This is a genomic window from Ruegeria sp. AB6, from assembly GCF_056542685.1.
In genome coordinates, this window is the sequence record NZ_JBQGAD010000002.1 from 49597 (window position 1) to 66199 (window position 16603).

The 16603-nt window shown below is 58.5% G+C and carries 19 protein-coding genes; 9 read left to right on the forward strand and 10 right to left on the reverse strand.

Annotated elements, in window-relative coordinates:
* Window positions 1-146: 146 nt before the first annotated feature.
* Window positions 147-914, reverse strand: a complete 768-nt coding sequence (gene gloB, locus ACR0DB_RS04325; RefSeq protein WP_480549168.1) for a hydroxyacylglutathione hydrolase — start codon at window positions 912-914, stop codon at window positions 147-149.
* A gap of 62 nt (window positions 915-976) precedes the next feature.
* Between gloB and ACR0DB_RS04330 the strand changes: the two genes are divergently transcribed.
* The 7 genes from ACR0DB_RS04330 to ACR0DB_RS04360 all read left to right on the forward strand — a co-directional run bounded on the left by ACR0DB_RS04330 (window position 977) and on the right by ACR0DB_RS04360 (window position 7350).
* Window positions 977-1711, forward strand: coding sequence for a class I SAM-dependent methyltransferase (locus tag ACR0DB_RS04330; protein ID WP_170768995.1), 735 nt, complete (start codon window positions 977-979; stop codon window positions 1709-1711).
* A 312-nt stretch (window positions 1712-2023) separates the two neighbouring features.
* Window positions 2024-2584 (forward strand): F0F1 ATP synthase subunit delta, encoded by a 561-nt coding sequence (locus tag ACR0DB_RS04335; protein WP_170352320.1) that lies wholly within the window; start codon window positions 2024-2026, stop codon window positions 2582-2584.
* Window positions 2585-4123 carry a F0F1 ATP synthase subunit alpha gene (gene atpA / locus ACR0DB_RS04340; protein ID WP_170788158.1) on the forward strand — a complete coding sequence of 513 codons (1539 nt, stop codon included), beginning with the start codon at window positions 2585-2587 and terminating at the stop codon, window positions 4121-4123.
* A 12-nt stretch (window positions 4124-4135) separates the two neighbouring features.
* Window positions 4136-5014, forward strand: a complete 879-nt coding sequence (locus ACR0DB_RS04345; protein WP_170788159.1) for a F0F1 ATP synthase subunit gamma — start codon at window positions 4136-4138, stop codon at window positions 5012-5014.
* 20 nt (window positions 5015-5034) lie between these two features.
* Window positions 5035-6459 carry a F0F1 ATP synthase subunit beta gene (gene atpD, locus ACR0DB_RS04350; RefSeq protein ID WP_480549170.1) on the forward strand — a complete coding sequence of 475 codons (1425 nt, stop codon included), beginning with the start codon at window positions 5035-5037 and terminating at the stop codon, window positions 6457-6459.
* Window positions 6460-6471: 12 nt separating this feature from the next.
* Window positions 6472-6882, forward strand: a complete 411-nt coding sequence (locus ACR0DB_RS04355; protein WP_170768998.1) for a F0F1 ATP synthase subunit epsilon — start codon at window positions 6472-6474, stop codon at window positions 6880-6882.
* A gap of 117 nt (window positions 6883-6999) precedes the next feature.
* The gene (locus tag ACR0DB_RS04360; RefSeq protein WP_170768999.1) at window positions 7000-7350 is read left to right on the forward strand and encodes an H-type lectin domain-containing protein; all 351 of its coding nucleotides are present in this window, start codon (window positions 7000-7002) and stop codon (window positions 7348-7350) included.
* Between the two features lie 12 nt (window positions 7351-7362).
* On the opposite strand, the gene rpiB is transcribed toward ACR0DB_RS04360, so the two are convergent.
* Together rpiB and ACR0DB_RS04370 are read right to left on the reverse strand one after the other, a co-directional pair.
* Window positions 7363-7803 carry a ribose 5-phosphate isomerase B gene (rpiB, locus tag ACR0DB_RS04365; protein ID WP_170769000.1) on the reverse strand — a complete coding sequence of 147 codons (441 nt, stop codon included), beginning with the start codon at window positions 7801-7803 and terminating at the stop codon, window positions 7363-7365.
* A gap of 60 nt (window positions 7804-7863) precedes the next feature.
* Entirely contained in the window at window positions 7864-8883 is a 1020-nt protein-coding gene (locus ACR0DB_RS04370; RefSeq protein ID WP_170352327.1) for a ribose-phosphate pyrophosphokinase, read from the reverse strand.
* A gap of 108 nt (window positions 8884-8991) precedes the next feature.
* Between ACR0DB_RS04370 and ACR0DB_RS04375 the strand changes: the two genes are divergently transcribed.
* Entirely contained in the window at window positions 8992-9594 is a 603-nt protein-coding gene (locus ACR0DB_RS04375; protein ID WP_480549172.1) for a DsbA family protein, read from the forward strand.
* Window positions 9595-9602: 8 nt separating this feature from the next.
* Window positions 9603-10415 (forward strand): alpha/beta fold hydrolase, encoded by an 813-nt coding sequence (locus ACR0DB_RS04380; RefSeq protein WP_480549174.1) that lies wholly within the window; start codon window positions 9603-9605, stop codon window positions 10413-10415.
* 40 nt (window positions 10416-10455) lie between these two features.
* Here ACR0DB_RS04380 and ACR0DB_RS04385 read toward each other — a convergent pair whose 3' ends face one another.
* From ACR0DB_RS04385 to ACR0DB_RS04415, 7 genes are all read right to left on the reverse strand, one after another.
* Window positions 10456-11490 (reverse strand): threonine aldolase family protein, encoded by a 1035-nt coding sequence (locus tag ACR0DB_RS04385; RefSeq protein WP_480549176.1) that lies wholly within the window; start codon window positions 11488-11490, stop codon window positions 10456-10458.
* Window positions 11490-11963 (reverse strand): YcgN family cysteine cluster protein, encoded by a 474-nt coding sequence (locus ACR0DB_RS04390; protein ID WP_353393549.1) that lies wholly within the window; start codon window positions 11961-11963, stop codon window positions 11490-11492. The genes ACR0DB_RS04385 and ACR0DB_RS04390 overlap by 1 nt, the downstream gene beginning before the upstream one ends.
* A complete protein-coding gene (locus ACR0DB_RS04395; RefSeq protein WP_480549178.1) occupies window positions 11960-12892 on the reverse strand; it encodes a bifunctional riboflavin kinase/FAD synthetase in 933 nt (310 codons plus the stop codon). The genes ACR0DB_RS04390 and ACR0DB_RS04395 overlap by 4 nt, the downstream gene beginning before the upstream one ends.
* 47 nt (window positions 12893-12939) lie before the next feature.
* Window positions 12940-13383, reverse strand: a complete 444-nt coding sequence (locus tag ACR0DB_RS04400) for a MaoC family dehydratase (RefSeq protein WP_170352332.1) — start codon at window positions 13381-13383, stop codon at window positions 12940-12942.
* A gap of 100 nt (window positions 13384-13483) precedes the next feature.
* Window positions 13484-14359: a TIGR01459 family HAD-type hydrolase gene (locus ACR0DB_RS04405; RefSeq protein WP_170783796.1), complete on the reverse strand. Its 876-nt coding sequence runs from the start codon at window positions 14357-14359 to the stop codon at window positions 13484-13486.
* A 106-nt stretch (window positions 14360-14465) separates the two neighbouring features.
* Window positions 14466-15542 carry a DUF389 domain-containing protein gene (locus ACR0DB_RS04410; protein WP_480549180.1) on the reverse strand — a complete coding sequence of 359 codons (1077 nt, stop codon included), beginning with the start codon at window positions 15540-15542 and terminating at the stop codon, window positions 14466-14468.
* Window positions 15543-15673: 131 nt separating this feature from the next.
* Window positions 15674-16594, reverse strand: coding sequence for a manganese-dependent inorganic pyrophosphatase (locus tag ACR0DB_RS04415; protein ID WP_480549182.1), 921 nt, complete (start codon window positions 16592-16594; stop codon window positions 15674-15676).
* Between the last annotated feature and the right edge of the window lie 9 nt (window positions 16595-16603).

A 16603-nucleotide genomic window follows, 5' to 3' on the forward strand; every position in this document is an offset into this window, starting at 1 on the left:
GGGCGCGGGCTTTCGGCCGGATCCCCATCCCAACCATGTCCTCATACTATTAGAGTTTGGTTGATCATGGCCCGGCTTCAAGGGTTTTCTTTCACTTGACAGTCACATTTATTGTGACCGTGGCTGTGAAGTTGGGGAAATAGGCATCAAAAGCGGTCTTTTCTAGCCCGGATTTCCGCAAATACAGCCGCCGGATCCGCGCCCGCCATGCCCAGATGCGCTTGAATCGCCGGATCTGTTGCGCGCAGGAAAGGATTTGTCGCCTTTTCCAAAGCCAATGTCGAGGGCACCGTTGGTTCATTCGCCGCCCGGGCGCGGTCGATATCAGCAGCGCGATCCTGCAACGCCGCATTGTCCGGATCCACCGTCAGGGCAAACTTGGCGTTCGATTGTGTATATTCGTGACCTGAACACACCACAGTATCGTCGGGCAGGGCGGCCAATTTCGACAGGGAGGCCCACATTTGAGGCGCTGTGCCTTCGAACAGACGCCCGCAGCCGAGGGCCATCAGGCTGTCTGCGGTAAAAACGGCAGCACTTTGGGGCATGTAAAACGCGATATGTCCGACCGTATGGCCTGAGACATCCAACACCTGAACTTGCTCTCCGCCCAGTTCAAACGTATCGCCATCGCTGACTTGTTGATCCAATGGTGGCAAGCGGTGCGCGTCGGCAGCGGCCCCGATCACTTTGGCGGTGTGCTTTTCCAGAATGGCCGGCAGGCCGTCCACATGGTCATAGTGGTGATGAGTCAACAACACGTGGCTGAGCGTCCAGCCGCGCCGGTCCAGCTCGGCCAGAATGGGTCCTGCTTCGGGCGCGTCGATCAAAGCGGTGTTGCCGCTTGCGGCGTCATGCGCCAGAAAAGCGTAGTTATCGCTGAGACATGGAATGGTGACGATCTCAAGAGGCATGGCCTTTTGCCCTTTCGTTGCTAGACTGCGCCGAAGCTAAGCCGATTGACCGGGTGTCCGCAATGCATCTTGATGTGCAGGATCTGAGGAATTTCTACTACCGCAGCACATTGGGGCGTGCGGCGCAGGCGGCGATCCGGGGCCGGTTGATCGAACAATGGCCCGAAGCCAAAGGCCAGACAGTCGCCGGGTTTGGCTTTGCCGTACCCTTGCTGCGCCCTTACCTGGCAGATGCCCGGCGGGTGATTGGGCTGATGCCTGGGCCGCAAGGCGTTATGCCGTGGCCTGCGGGGATGCCCAATGTCTCGGTCCTGACGGAAGAGACGATGTGGCCAATTGAGACCGGGCACGTGGACAAGCTGGTGGTGATGCATGGGCTTGAGACCTCGCAGCGGCCAAGCGAACTGTTAAATGAATGCTGGCGGGTTCTGGGCCCCGGTGGGCGCGCGTTCTTTATTGTGCCCAACCGCGCGGGATTGTGGTCACGGACGGATCGGACGCCGTTTGGCTTTGGACGTCCGTATTCAGCATCGCAGCTAGAAAACCAGCTTCGGGCGCATCATTTTGAACCGGAAAGCCATTGCTCAGCATTGTATTTGCCTCCCTCGTTCCGGCGGTTCTGGCTCAAGTCGGGCAATCTGATCGAAAAGACGGGCCAGCGGATACCCACCGTCATGGCTGGAGGTGTTCTGATGGTCGAAGCAACAAAGCATATTCGACCCCCAAGCGGCAGCGTCACCAAGGATCCTGTCCGCCGCCCAATCAAGGCACTGGACGGTCTGTTGAAGCCCGCCTAGCTCTTGCCTGCTTTTTACGCTACGTCAAAGAGCGAAAACGCGGCAAAAACGCCTCAGGAATCGCAAAAACCTACACTTTCGTAACATTTTTCGCCCCTTGCAGCCGGACAAAAGGGTCGCACCCCGTGTAACTGCTTGAAATAAAACACTTTGTGGATAAAGCCACCCCCGTGATAATATGTTGCTAGCTGGGTTCGGCTCTGCTACATCCCCGGTGATTTTGATCCCCGCCCTAAATGGACGGGGTTTCCTCACGCCCCAAGGTAGCGGCCGCTACCCGAAATCGGGGCCTCAAATATCGGAAGGGTGGACGTGTCCGAACCAGCTTCGATTTCCACAGGCATCGCCGAGCGCTATGCCACCGCGATCTTCGAGATCGCGAAAGAGAATAAAGACCTCGCAGGTCTGGAGACCGGAATTAACGATCTGGCAGCAGCATTGGGCGACAGCGCCGAACTGCGTAACCTGATCGCTTCGCCTCTGGTTTCGCGCGCCGAACAGGAAGGCGCCATTACCGCAATCGCCGACAAAATGGGCCTGAATGCCATCCTGCGCAACACGCTGGGCCTGATGGCACAAAAACGCCGCCTGTTTGTCGTACCGCAGCTGGTGCAGGTTCTGCGCGACATGCTGGCCGAAGAGCGTGGCGAAGTGACCGCCGATGTCGCCTCGGCCAAGGCGCTGACCAAGACACAGATGGAAAAACTGTCCAAGACGCTGTCCGAGCGTGTGGGCAAGACCGTGACAATCAATGCGACCGTTGATGAAAGCCTCATCGGCGGTCTTGTCGTTAAAGTGGGCTCGAAGATGATCGACAGTTCGATCCGTTCGAAGCTGAACTCCCTACAGAATGCAATGAAAGAGGTCGGATAAATGGGAATCCAAGCTGCAGAGATTTCTGCAATCCTGAAGGACCAGATCAAGAACTTTGGTCAGGAAGCAGAAGTGGCCGAGATAGGCCGCGTGCTGAGCGTCGGTGACGGGATTGCCCGTGTATACGGCCTGGACAACGTGCAAGCCGGTGAGATGGTCGAATTCCCCGGCGGCATCATGGGTATGGCCCTGAACCTGGAAAGCGACAACGTGGGTGTTGTTATCTTCGGGTCCGACCGTGACATCAAAGAAGGTGACACAGTTAAGCGCACCAACTCGATTGTGGACGTTCCGATCGGTGACGAACTGCTGGGCCGCGTTGTTGACGGTCTGGGCAACCCGCTGGACGGCAAAGGCCCGATCAATGCCTCCAAGCGTGGCGTTGCTGACGTCAAAGCCCCCGGCATCATCCCGCGTAAATCGGTGCACGAGCCGATGGCAACCGGCCTGAAATCGGTTGACGCGATGATCCCGATCGGCCGTGGCCAACGTGAGCTGATCATTGGCGACCGTCAGACCGGTAAAACCGCCGTTGCTCTGGACACCATCCTGAACCAGAAAGTCTACAACGACGCAGCAGGCGACGATGAGTCGAAGAAACTGTACTGCATCTACGTGGCGGTTGGTCAGAAGCGTTCGACCGTTGCACAGCTGGTGAAGAAACTGGAAGAATCCGGCGCGATTGAATACTCGATCGTTGTGGCCGCAACCGCGTCCGACCCGGCGCCGATGCAGTTCCTGGCGCCTTACTCGGCGACTGCGATGGCCGAATACTTCCGCGACAACGGCCGCCACGCGCTGATTATCTATGATGACCTGTCGAAACAGGCTGTGTCCTACCGTCAGATGTCCCTGCTGCTGCGTCGTCCGCCCGGACGTGAAGCCTATCCTGGCGACGTTTTCTACCTCCACTCGCGCCTGCTGGAGCGTTCGGCGAAGCTGAACGAAGATTTCGGTGCAGGCTCGCTGACCGCTCTGCCGGTTATTGAAACCCAAGGTGGTGACGTTTCGGCGTTTATTCCGACCAACGTGATTTCGATCACCGACGGTCAGATCTTCCTGGAAACCGAACTGTTCTATCAGGGCATCCGTCCTGCTGTGAACACCGGTCTGTCGGTTTCGCGCGTGGGCTCCTCGGCTCAGACTGACGCGATGAAATCGGTTGCCGGTCCGGTGAAACTGGAGCTGGCTCAGTACCGCGAAATGGCTGCGTTTGCGCAGTTCGGTTCCGACCTTGATGCCGCAACTCAGCAGCTGCTGAACCGTGGTGCGCGCCTGACCGAGCTGATGAAACAACCGCAGTACTCGCCGCTGACAAACGCGGAAATCGTTTGCGTCATCTTCGCTGGCACCAACGGCTACCTCGACAAGATCGACGTATCTGATGTTGGCCGCTACGAGGCCGGTCTGCTGTCGCACCTGCGCGGCAAGCATGCTGACCTGCTGAAGTGGATCACCGACGAAGATCCGAAGATCAAAGGTGACGCAGCAGACAAACTCAAGGCAGCGATCGACGAATACGCCGCGACCTTCGCTTGATAGGGGGTTCCGATGCCTAGTCTGAAGGACCTTAAAAACAGGATCGAGTCGGTCAAGTCGACCCGCAAGATCACCAAGGCCATGCAGATGGTCGCGGCCGCAAAACTGCGCCGCGCCCAGGAATCTGCCGAAGCCTCGCGCCCTTATGCCGAGCGGTTCAATGCCGTTATGGCGGGGCTGGCGGCTTCGGTCGGGGGCAGCGACAGCGCCCCCAAGCTGCTCCGTGGTACGGGCAGTGATGATGTGCATCTGCTGGTCGTGATGACAGCTGAACGCGGCCTGTGTGGCGGCTTCAACTCGAACATCGCCAAGCTGGCCCGCCAAAAGGCGGAAGAGCTGCGCGGCAAAGGCAAGACGGTCAAGGTTTTGACCGTCGGCAAAAAAGGCCGCGACGCGCTTAAGCGCGATTTGGGCGATCTGTTCGTTGGACATGTCGACCTGAGCGAGGTCAAGCGCATTGGCTACACCAACGCGCAAGACATCGCCAAGGACGTACTGTCACGCTTTGATGGGGCTGAGTTCGATGTTGCCACGATCTTCTACTCGAAGTTCGTCAACGTTGTGACCCAGATCCCGACGGCACAGCAAATCATCCCCGCCTCGTTCGAGGACGACGCGGCAGGTGACGACAGCGGTGCCATCTTCGACTACGAGCCCAGCGAAGAGGCTATCCTGGCCGACCTGCTGCCCAAGGGGGTTGCAACCGCGATCTTCTCGGCTCTGCTCGAAAACGGAGCGTCTGAACAGGGTGCACGGATGTCCGCGATGGACAACGCGACACGCAACGCGGGCGAGATGATCGACAAGCTGACGATCCAGTTCAACCGCTCGCGTCAGGCCGTGATCACCAACGAGCTGATTGAAATTATTTCCGGCGCCGAAGCGCTGTAGAGACATACCGGAGACGAAACATGGCGAATGCAAAAGGCAAAGTCACACAGATCATCGGGGCCGTCGTCGACGTGCAGTTCGATGACGCACTGCCTGAAATTCTGAACGCGCTGGAAACCACCAACAACGGCAAACGCCTGGTGTTGGAAGTTGCTCAGCACCTGGGTGAAAACACCGTCCGTACCATCGCGATGGATGCGACCGAAGGTCTGGTCCGTGGCGAAGTTGTGACCGACACCGGCGCACCGATCTCGGTTCCGGTTGGCAACGCCACCCTTGGCCGCATCCTGAACGTGGTCGGCGAGCCGATCGACGAAAAAGGCGACGTTGTTGCGTCGGCAACCCGCGCAATCCACCAGCCCGCACCTGAGTTCGCGGAACAGTCGACCGAGTCGGAAATCCTTGTGACCGGCATCAAGGTTGTTGACCTGCTGGCTCCTTACGCCAAAGGCGGTAAAATTGGCCTCTTCGGTGGCGCGGGCGTTGGTAAAACCGTTCTGATCATGGAACTGATCAACAACATCGCCAAAGTGCACTCGGGCTTCTCAGTGTTCGCGGGTGTTGGTGAACGGACCCGTGAAGGGAACGACCTGTACCACGAGATGATCGAATCGAACGTTATTAAGCCCGACAACCTGTCGGAATCGCAGGTTGCGCTGGTTTACGGTCAGATGAACGAACCTCCGGGAGCGCGTGCACGTGTTGCTCTGACCGGTCTGACCCTGGCCGAGCAGTTCCGCGACCAGTCCGGTACCGACGTTCTGTTCTTCGTCGACAACATCTTCCGCTTTACGCAAGCGGGTTCCGAGGTTTCGGCTCTGCTGGGTCGTATTCCTTCGGCGGTGGGCTACCAGCCGACGCTGGCCACCGACATGGGCGCCCTGCAGGAACGCATCACCTCGACCAAGTCGGGCTCGATCACCTCGGTGCAGGCGATCTACGTGCCTGCGGACGACCTTACCGACCCTGCGCCGGCAACCTCGTTTGCTCACTTGGATGCGACTACCGTTCTTAACCGCGCGATCTCGGAAAAGGGTATCTATCCGGCTGTTGACCCGCTCGACTCGTCGTCGCGTCTGCTGGACCCGGCGATCGTTGGTGAAGAGCACTACGGCGTTGCGACCGACGTTCAGCAGATCCTCCAGCGCTACAAGTCGCTGCAGGACATCATCGCCATCCTCGGCATGGACGAACTGTCGGAAGAAGACAAACTGACCGTTGCCCGTGCCCGTAAGATCGAGCGCTTCCTGTCGCAGCCGTTCGACGTGGCCGAGGTTTTCACCGGTTCGCCGGGCGTTCAGGTTCCTCTGGACGTGACCATCGCATCGTTCAAAGCCGTTGTGGCTGGCGAATATGATCACCTGCCCGAAGCGGCCTTCCTGATGGTTGGTGGCATCGACGAAGTGATCGCCAAAGCGGAAAAGATGGCCGCAGAAGCCGCCTAAGGAGTATCCCTGATGGCAAACACGATGCAATTCGACCTCGTCAGCCCAGAGCGGAGCCTTGCTTCGCTTGAGGCCACCGCGGTCCAGCTACCCGGCGCGGACGGGGACATGACGGCAATGCCCGATCATGCCCCCACCATCACCACGCTACGCCCCGGTCTGCTGAAGGTTGAGGCACCTGCCGGAGCCAGCGAATACCTGGTCACTGGCGGGTTTGCCCAGATCAACGGCGACGGCCTGTCGGTTCTGGCTGAAAAAGCCATACCGGTTGCCGAAGTGACCCGGTCGCATCTGGATGACCTGATCGCTGAAGCCCGCGCCTCGCACGAGGCCGCAAAGGCCGGGGACGATCAGTCCATCGTTGACGATGCAGCCAAACTGCTGGCCGACATGGAAGCGCTTGGGACGCATATGAGCCTGTAACGGCTTGTTGCAAATGGATCATTCGAAACGGCCTCGCAATGCGGGGCCGTTTTTTTGTCGTGATTTGCTTGAAGTCTCAGATTAAGTTTTCAGTGTAAATGGTTATAGACGATAAAGATGAAGACATTTCGCACCCACCCGATTGGTATCGACCAAGGCGAGACTGTACTGTTTTCCGAATTTTCCAATGGCGGGGACATGTGGACAGGCAATGGAACCCGAGAACGGCGCGCGGCTGTTACGTTCAGCCAGCCGTTCAGGACCACGCCAGTGGTTCAGGTTGGCATATCCCTATGGGATGTGGACACAACCACCGCCCTGCGCGCCGAGGTCAAGGCCGAGGATATCTCAGCCGAAGGCTTCAGCGCCGTTTTCCGCACTTGGTCAGACACCCGCATCGCGCGGATCAGGATGTCCTGGACAGCGATCGGAGAGGTGGCGCATGAGGATGACTGGGACATCTCCTAGCCATCCGACGTTTCAGGATTCGATCATGTCCACCCGTGTTGCGTGACGGCCGCCTTCGAAATCGGCTCCAAGGAAAGCATCCACGATATCCAGCGCCTGACCTTCACCTACGACGCGTGCACCGATGGACAGCATGTTGGCGTCGTTATGCTGGCGGATCATCCGGGCTGAGAACGCGTCGGAACACACACCGCAGCGAATGCCGGGGACCTTGTTCGCCGCCATCATGATGCCCTGTCCCGTGCCGCAAAGGATGATACCCAGTGCGCAATCACCCGAGGCAACGGCGTCAGCGGCGGCTTTGCCGTGGATCGGATAATGCGTGCTCTCAGGTGTTTGAGGGCCGATATCCATGACCTCCCATCCTTGGTCCGCGATATGTTTGGCAACCGCTTGGCGCAGCTCGATGGCGGCGTGGTCGCTGGAAAGAACGATGCGTTTGGGGGCTGTCACGGAAAGCTCCTGCCTTAGAAGGGTCACGAAAAAGGGCGGCTGCAAGGCCGCCCGTTCAGATCAGTCCATGTGGTACATGGATTCGTAGATCGGGGTCAGGGTCTTGTCCTCGAACAGCGACGAGACCGAGGTGCCGTTCCAAATGTTCAGGATCGCCTGCGTAAAGATGGGCGCTGTCGGAACAATGCGGATATTTTTGGCTTTGGCGACTTCTTTGGTGGGTTGGATTGTGTCGGTCAGAACCAGAGATTTCATCACCGAGTTTGTCACACGCTCAACCGCCGGGCCGCTCATGACACCGTGGGTGATATAGGAATGCACCTCTTTCGCGCCGTTATCCAGCAGCACTTGGGCGGCCTTGCAGAGTGTACCCGCTGTGTCGCACATGTCGTCCACGATCAGGCAGATCTTGTCTTTGACGTCGCCGATGACAGTCATCTCGGCCACTTCGCCGGCCTTTTCGCGGCGCTTGTCCACGATCGACAGCGGCGCTTCGATCCGCTTGGCCAATTCACGCGCACGGGCTACACCGCCGACATCGGGTGAGACCACCATGATCTCATCCATCTGGTCCTTGAACTGGTTTTTCACATCCAGCGCAAAGATCGGCGAGGCATAAAGGTTGTCCACCGGGATATCAAAGAACCCCTGAATCTGCGCGGCGTGCAGGTCCATGGTCAGTACCCGCTCGATCCCGGCGCCGGTCAGCATGTTGGCGACCAGCTTGGCGGAAATCGGCGTGCGCGCCTTGGTGCGGCGGTCCTGACGAGCATAGCCGAAATAAGGGATCACGGCAGTGATCCGCTGCGCGGATGAGCGGCGCAGCGCGTCGGCGATGATCAGCAGTTCCATCAGATTGTCATTGGCGGGGTTCGAGGTCGGCTGGACGATGAACATATCCTCGCCGCGCACGTTCTCAAACACTTCGACAAAAATCTCACCGTCGTTAAAGCGTTCGACGCGCGCATCGACGAGGCCCTGATCGACGCCGCGATACAGGCTCATGCGGCGGGCAATGGATTCGGCAAGCGGAAGATTGGCGTTCCCAGCGATCAGCTTGGGTTCGTGGAGTGTCGGCATCGGCTGAGGTCCCCGGGCAGCAATGGCTAATGTGACAGATTCGTGATGTTGACACCGCTTAGCATGGCCTTACCGTCTCGCAAAGATAACGCAGCGGAGAAAGTGAACATGGCCACCATAGACTACTATTTTGCGACAATTTCGCCCTTCACCTATCTGGCCGGAACCCGGTTGGAAGAGGTGGCCGCGAAACATGGCGCGACAATTAACTACAAACCACTGGATATCATGGCCCTGTTTGGCCGGACCGGAGGCACCCCACCCAAGGACCGGCATATTTCGCGCACCGAATACCGAGCACAGGAATTGCAGCGTCAGGCCAAAAATCTGGGGATGGAGTTCAACATTCAACCCGCACATTGGCCGACGAACATGGCGCCATCGTCCTATGCCGTGATCGCGGCGGCCAAGGATGGCTCAGGCGATGTGGGCAACCTGGTCCATTCCTTCCTGCGCGCCTGCTGGGCCGAGGAAAAGGACATCGCGCAGGATGACGTGATCCGCGATTGCCTGTCGGCAGCCGGGTTCGACCCGAACCTCGCGGATAGCGGGTTGCTGGACGGTGCCGAAACCTATGCCGCCAATCTGGAACAGGCCGTGGACAGCGGTGCCTTTGGCGCGCCGTTCTATATTACCGAGGATGGACAACGGTTCTGGGGTCAGGACCGGATCGAAGACCTCGACCGTCACCTGTCCGAGATGAAAGGTTGAAGGACGGGGTGACTCTACCTTCCATATTTGTTCGATCACTGGGACAGGGCGCGCGACAGGTGCTCGCCCTGCACTGCACGATTGCACATTCGGGGGCTTGGGCCGGTTTGGCGGCCTCATTGGGCGCACAAGCCACGCTTGTTGCGCCCGATATGCTATCGCACGGCAAAAGCCCTGATTGGGATGGGCAGAGCGACTTTTTTGACCTGACCACCACTTTGTCCGCGGCACAATTGACCCAGCCGATGGATGTGATCGGGCATTCCTTTGGCGCGATGATTGCCCTGCGCCTTGCGGTCAATCACCCGAAACTGATCCGCAGCGTGGTCCTGATCGAACCCGTATTCTTCGCCGTCGCCAAGTTAGATGAGCTCGATCTTCTGGCGCAGCACGATGCGGCGGCACAGCCTTATGTAGAGGCGCTGGAAACCGGGGATATGCCGCTGGCGGCCCGCTTGTTCAACCGAATGTGGAGCACCGAGGAAAGCCCGCGCTGGCCGGATATGCCCGAGAAAACGCGCGCGGCGATGATCCGGGGGATCCGGGTCGTTCCAGATGTGGAACAAGCTCTGTTCCAGGATACAAAAGGGCTCCTGACGCCAGGTGTTCTGAACGAAGTCAAACGACCAACCATGCTGATGACCGGCGGACACTCTCATCCGGTCATGCCTGCAATTTCACATGGATTGCAAAAACGCCTGCCCAACGCGTCCATCATCACTATCGAAGACGCAGGGCACATGCTGCCAATCTCGCACCCTAAGGAAACCGCCGCCCAGATAACCAATTTCTGGCACAGGCTGCCTCCTTCTTCTATTTGAAAATACCTCGGGGGTTTGGGGGCAGAGCCCCCAACCAGCTTCAGATCAAACCCAAAAACCGGTCGACCTCTTCGGGCGGCAGTGACCAGTCACACACCAGCCGACAGGCAAGGCGTTCGTCCTCATCCACCCCTTCCAATTCGGCGCCCCACAGATGATAGACCGCTCCGGCCTCGTGAAGCTGTTTGTGCCGGGCGCGCGAGAATTCCGCGAAGATCATGTTCGCCTGCGGTTCATGCAAGAATGAGGCCCCCTTGGCCCGCAACCCATCCGCCAGACGTGCGCAGTTGTCATTGGCCTGCCGCGCCATCCTCAACCAAAGATCATCCTGCAGATACGCGGCCATCTGCGCCGACAAATAACGGTGTTTCGAAAACAGATGCGCGCCACGCTTGCGGCGCAGCTCGAATTCCCAGGCTTTGGCCTCGTCGAAAAAGACCACCGCCTCGACCCCCATCAGTCCGTTCTTTGTGCCGCCAAAGCTGACCGCATCAACACCCGACTTCCATGTCATCTCGGCGGGGGAACAGTTCAGCGCGACCAGCGCATTGGTGAACCGCGCGCCGTCCAGATGCACCGGCAGACCGTAATCCTTGGCCACACGGCACAGCGCCTGCAACTCTTCCAACGAATAAACCGACCCTCGCTCGGTCACCTGCGTGATCGAGACCGGCCCGCGCTGCGGCCCATGCACGCCGCGGGTTTCCTCGGCCAGGATGGTGCTGCGCAATGCGTCAGCCGTCATTATGTCATCACCCGGTACCAGCGTCAGCTTGGCGCCGCTGTAGAATTCCGGCGCGTTGCACTCATCCTCGTGGATATGCGCCACGGGCGAACAGAACACGGTATCCCACGGGTTCGCCAGCGTCGACAAAGCCAAAGAATTCGCCGCCGTCCCGGTCGCCACCAGATAGACAGCTGCCCCCGGCGCTTCAAAGATACCACGGATACGGTCGCGCACCTCGTTCATCAGCGTGTCGGCCCCGTAGGCCATCTGATAGCCCTCATTCGCGGCGCTCAACGCGGCCATCACTTGCGGGTGAACCGGCCCGGAATTGTCAGAGGCGAAATACATCAGTTGGGCTCCTCGATGATATAGTCTTCCCACTCTTCCATGGGGGTTTCAAACTCGGACACCGTGCGGCCCTGAACCGAGACCCCGGCGGCGTATACGCTGTCAGGCGTACCAGATATCAATGGGTGCCAATCGTAAAGGGGCTTGCCCTCCCACAGCAGCCGATAGGCGCAGGTCTGGGGCAGCCAATAGGCGTGTTCGTCGATATTGTCGGGCGTCATCACGATGCATTCCGGCACGAATTGGTGGCGGATGTCGTATTGGGTGCAACGGCAGGTCTCATCGTCAAGCAGCCGGCAGGCGACGCAGGTCAGGGCAACCTCGCCAGTGTCTTCGTCTTCCAGCTTGTTCAGACAGCACTTGCCGCAGCCGTCGCACAGCGCCTCCCACTCGCGCTGGTTCATCTTGGTCAGCGGTTTGCGTTCCCAGAACCGGGCGGACAGGCCGTTGCGGTCAATCGGGTCGGTGGTCATAGCGCCGCCAGTAGCGCACGGGCCTTGTCGCAATCGGCATCCATCTGGGTGATCAGCCCGTCCAGACCGTCAAAGGTCATCTCGGGGCGCAGGTATTCGACCAGACCGACCGAGAGCGTCGCGCCATAAAGATCACCCGAAAAATCGAACAGGAACGTCTCGATATTGGGGACTTCGCCGTTGAACATGGGCCGTGTGCCAACCGAGGCCGCACCGTGATAGCTGCCCTGATGCGGGCCATCCAGCACATCAACCAGCACCGCGTAGACACCGAATTTGGGGGGGTGTAGCCCCTCGATCGACATATTCGCGGTGGGATAGCCCAACTCGCGCCCGCGCTGTTCGCCGCCAATCACCTCGCCCTCGATCCGGTGCCAGTGGCCCAGCATGGCGGCGGCGTCCCGAGGGCGGCCTTCTGACAAAGCCGTGCGGATCGCGGTTGAGGACACGACGTTTTCCGACCGCTCCATCAAGGGGGCGATGGTCACACCGAAACCCATCTGGGCCCCGAACCGCACCAGATCATCGGCGGTGCCGCTGCGGCCCTTGCCGAAACAGAAATCGGCCCCGACCACCACATGCGACAGGCCCAGCCCGTCACAGATCACATTGCGCGCGAATTCTTCGGGCGTCAGCCCGGCCAGTGCCGCATTAAAAGGCAACTCATAGAGTTTCTCAACCCCCAGTTTCTGCAACCGGTGCGCGCGAGCATTGCCGCGCATCAGGCGAAAAGGGGGGCTGTCGGGTGCAAAATATTCCCGCGGATGTGGCTCGAACGTCATCACACCCAGTGGCGCGTCTGGCGCGGCGTTGCGGGCCAGTTCGATCACAGAGCGGTGGCCGATATGCACGCCGTCAAAATTACCGATGGCGACACTGGCACCACGGTCCTGAGGCTCGACAAACTGGAAATCCCGAATAATGCGCATAGCGCCTGCCTAGCGGGACTGCGAGGCAGGTTCAAGGGTCTGAGACGTCAGTCGAACTTGCGCGATGGCGCCAGCACCATAGCCTCGCCCATCAACACCTTTTTGCCGTCTACCGCACAGTGGCAATCCAGCTTGACCCGGCGCTTGGCAAAGTCGATGTCGATCACCTTTACCTCGGCATAGACCATGTCTCCGGGGCGAACGGGGGCCAGGAATTTCAGCGACTGCCCCATATAAACTGTGCCGTGGCCCGGCAGTTGCTCCCCTATCACAGCCGAGATCAGCCCCGCCGTCAGCATCCCGTGGGCAATGCGCCCCTCAAAGATCGTGTCGCGGGCATAATCGTCATCAAGATGCACCGGGTTACGGTCGGTCGAGACCTGCGCGAACATTTCGATATCTTCGTCCGTCACCACTTTGCGCAGGTGGCGGGTCATGCCCATTTCGATGTCTTCAATACAGATCGTGCCGCGCGGAAGATTGTCCAACATGTCACCCTCACTCGATTTCAATGGGCAACAAAAAAACCAAAGTTACCCAAGTTGGGTAACTTTATTACTTCGCAGTTGCAGAAAATCAAGTCTTTTCTGACTAGCGCAGGCGGCCGATTGTATAGGTGGGGTTGATGTTTTCCCTTGCGATATAATCGGTTAGGGATTCCGGGTGCGGATGGTGCGACGTTTTGGTTTCGGCTGCTGCCAGACCGCCCGAGATGAACAGAGAATCAATGCCCTCACCCATACCACCCAGAATGTCGGTATGCGGGCCGTCGCCGATCACCAGAATATCGCCGTCAGGGATATCATGACCCAACTCCTGCAGTCGCCGACGTGCCAGATCATAGATCGGCGGATGCGGCTTGCCGAAGTAAAGGCTCTCGCCCCCCATCTCGGTGTAAAGCTTGGCCAGAGCGCCCGCGCACCATTCCCGAACCTCGCCCCGGTCGACCACGATATCTGGATTGGCGCAGAGAAGTTTCATGCCCTTCTGCTTAGCGTAAAGGAAATCCGCGCGGTTGACGTCAGGGTCGGCCATCGGATCGAATGGTCCACAGCAGACAATCCCTTCGGCCTGATCCAGTGGCACACGCTCGATCTGAATTGGGTGGTGCAAAATCTTCAGCGGCTCGAAAAAGCCAGCATCGCGCGCCCATTCTCCCATGAAGTAAACTTTTTCGCCTACAGCGCCTCGAAACATAGCTGAGCGCGCCGAGTCTCCGCTTGTGGCGATCGTATCATAGGCGTCGTTGGGAACGTTGAATTGTTCCAGTTGCTCAGCCACCCCTGCACGGGGCTTGGGCGAGTTGGTGACCAGAACGACAATGCCCCCTTTGGCGCGATAACCTTGAAGCGCTGCCACGGCTTCGGGATAGGCGGTTATGCCGTTATGCACACAGCCCCAGAGGTCGACAAACAGCGCTTTGTAGCGATCGGAGATTTCATCAAGTTTGTGAATAATCTGAGTCATTGAGCTGCCCCCGGGGCTCTGGAGTCGAAGTTGTGCCAGCTATGTCAAAGCTTCGGTCTTTTGACCATCCCAGCTGCAACTTTTCTGAATGAATAGCCGCATACGTTCAGTTGTCTTCACTGATTTCCTCGACATCCGGTGCCAGTTGAACGTTTTCAGTACCTAGAATGATCTGGGCGCCGATCCTGTTCTGAAAGCGAACGACAACCAGATAACCCGGCCCCAACTCGTCGCGCAGTACGTCGACCAGGGGTTTCTCGCGCAGGCTTTCCGGCAGGAGGCCTGCGATTGAAGACACCTTGAATGCGGCCTCAATTGGCAGGTCAACGATCAGCCAGATATCGGCTTGCTTGCGTTGAGCGTTGACGTCGACGCGAACAATCTCGACCGAGACTGGATCAGCCCAATCGCGTATTGTCTGTGCCAATTGCGCTTCGGTCCGGGTTTCCAGATAGCGGTTATATGTCGACTTGCCCAATTGAATGACTACGAAGGTCAAGAACGCCAAGGTCACAACGACGCTGGCAGTAAAATTCAGCTTGCGACGCCCCTTGCTGAAAACCACCGAACGAGCAGCGTACACGATGTAAACCGCGCAAGCCGATAGGATGATCGCCCCAAGGTTTGTTGCGAACAGCAAGCCGGCCTCATAAGCTTCAGCCGCTTCTTCAAAATACATCAATACCCCCGAGGCGGATAACGGGGGCACCAAAGACACGCCGATCGCAGCACCTGGCAGCAGGCTAACTTCTGATCGATTTATCTGCACATACGCTCCGGCGACGCCAGCTGCCAAGGCAACGATCAGATCTTCAGTCCCGGGATCGGTACGCGCCAGAACCTGATCAGGGATCAGAATTCCGCGGGGAACATCGGCGATATAGACAAGAAACCAGGCCAGAAAGACGCAGATAACTGCGGCCCCGCTTACAATCAGGGCAAGCTTGAACGCACGTCCCAGCCACCCCATAACCATCGAGGCAGCTATGCCCAGTATCGGTGTCATCAACGGTGCGACCAACATGGCGGCAATCACCACCGCGCCTGAATCGCGAAGCATCCCCATGGTCGCGATCACCACTGACAGTGTCAAAAGCATCGCAAATCTGCGCCAATACGCCGCTCGGTCATGCCCTTCGAACCGAAGGATGTCCCTGGTGGTGCTGAATTTTCGTTTACTCATTCCTGCGACCAAGACCCAAGCAAGACTATCCGCACCAGACTATCAACGGATACGCTCTATGCAAAATCTTGTGTCTTAACGAAAAAAAGGCGCCCCGATACAGGCGCCTTTAGTTTGTGGTACTACGAAGATTACACTTTGAGGTTGGGGATGATCTGCTTTTTCCGGCTCATGATTCCGGGCAGAACCACGGCGTCGCCGTTTACTGACGCACCAAAGCTCTTCTCGGCCACGCCTTTCACAAGGTCATTGGGCACAAGCAGGGTGGCTTCTTCGTTGAGGATGTCGACGACAAACAGCAGAACCTGATCGACACCGTCTTCCTTTGCTACGTCCACCATTGACGCGGCTAGGCTGTCTTTGCGGTCCAGAACGACGCCTGGAGCGGTGGTTTCCAGAACTGAAACGCGGAACTTGGTGCCGTCGACTTCGTATTCTTTGCTATCCATGCGGATCAGTTCTGCGTCCGAGAACGATGATACGTCCGACTTAGCTGCGAACATGTCAGCCGCATATGCCGAGACGTCCAGACCCAGCTCAGCCGCCAGTTTTTCAGCCACTGCGCGGTCATGGGCGGTGGTGGTGGGCGAGCGGAATTCCAGCGTGTCCGACAGGATGCAGGTCAACGCCGCGCCTTTGACGGCGTCAGGCATTTTGGCAGCGTCGTCGCCCATCAGGTCAACCATGATCGTCGCGGTGCAGGCCAGTGGGCGCACGGTGATGTCGATTGGGCTTTTGGTTTCCAGCCCGCCGACCAGCTTGTGGTGGTCGATGATGGCGCGGATGTCTGCGCTGTTGACGCTGGCGGGCAGTTCGGCGGGGTTGTTGGTGTCAACGATTACGACCGGCACGTCCGCGTCCACGTCGGCGATAATACGCGGCTTGGGCAGGTCCCAGCGCTGCAGCATAAAGGCGGCCTCGGTGTTGGGTTCACCCAGCAGTACGGGTTCAGCCTGTTCACCTTTGACTTCGTTCAGATACCACGACCACAGGATCGGGGAGCCGGTGGAATCGGTGTCGGGGGATTTATGTCCAAATACGAGGGTTGTCATGTCAGCGTC

Coding starts and splice junctions, on each gene's coding strand:
- gloB (WP_480549168.1), bottom strand. CDS start 914: ATGCCTCTTGAGATCGTCACCATTCCATGTCTCAGCGATAACTACGCT.
- ACR0DB_RS04330 (WP_170768995.1), top strand. CDS start 977: ATGCATCTTGATGTGCAGGATCTGAGGAATTTCTACTACCGCAGCACA.
- atpA (WP_170788158.1), top strand. CDS start 2,585: ATGGGAATCCAAGCTGCAGAGATTTCTGCAATCCTGAAGGACCAGATC.
- ACR0DB_RS04345 (WP_170788159.1), top strand. CDS start 4,136: ATGCCTAGTCTGAAGGACCTTAAAAACAGGATCGAGTCGGTCAAGTCG.
- atpD (WP_480549170.1), top strand. CDS start 5,035: ATGGCGAATGCAAAAGGCAAAGTCACACAGATCATCGGGGCCGTCGTC.
- ACR0DB_RS04355 (WP_170768998.1), top strand. CDS start 6,472: ATGGCAAACACGATGCAATTCGACCTCGTCAGCCCAGAGCGGAGCCTT.
- ACR0DB_RS04360 (WP_170768999.1), top strand. CDS start 7,000: ATGAAGACATTTCGCACCCACCCGATTGGTATCGACCAAGGCGAGACT.
- ACR0DB_RS04370 (WP_170352327.1), bottom strand. CDS start 8,883: ATGCCGACACTCCACGAACCCAAGCTGATCGCTGGGAACGCCAATCTT.
- ACR0DB_RS04375 (WP_480549172.1), top strand. CDS start 8,992: ATGGCCACCATAGACTACTATTTTGCGACAATTTCGCCCTTCACCTAT.
- ACR0DB_RS04385 (WP_480549176.1), bottom strand. CDS start 11,490: ATGTATTTCGCCTCTGACAATTCCGGGCCGGTTCACCCGCAAGTGATG.
- ACR0DB_RS04390 (WP_353393549.1), bottom strand. CDS start 11,963: ATGACCACCGACCCGATTGACCGCAACGGCCTGTCCGCCCGGTTCTGG.
- ACR0DB_RS04395 (WP_480549178.1), bottom strand. CDS start 12,892: ATGCGCATTATTCGGGATTTCCAGTTTGTCGAGCCTCAGGACCGTGGT.
- ACR0DB_RS04400 (WP_170352332.1), bottom strand. CDS start 13,383: ATGTTGGACAATCTTCCGCGCGGCACGATCTGTATTGAAGACATCGAA.
- ACR0DB_RS04405 (WP_170783796.1), bottom strand. CDS start 14,359: ATGACTCAGATTATTCACAAACTTGATGAAATCTCCGATCGCTACAAA.
- ACR0DB_RS04410 (WP_480549180.1), bottom strand. CDS start 15,542: ATGAGTAAACGAAAATTCAGCACCACCAGGGACATCCTTCGGTTCGAA.
- ACR0DB_RS04415 (WP_480549182.1), bottom strand. CDS start 16,594: ATGACAACCCTCGTATTTGGACATAAATCCCCCGACACCGATTCCACC.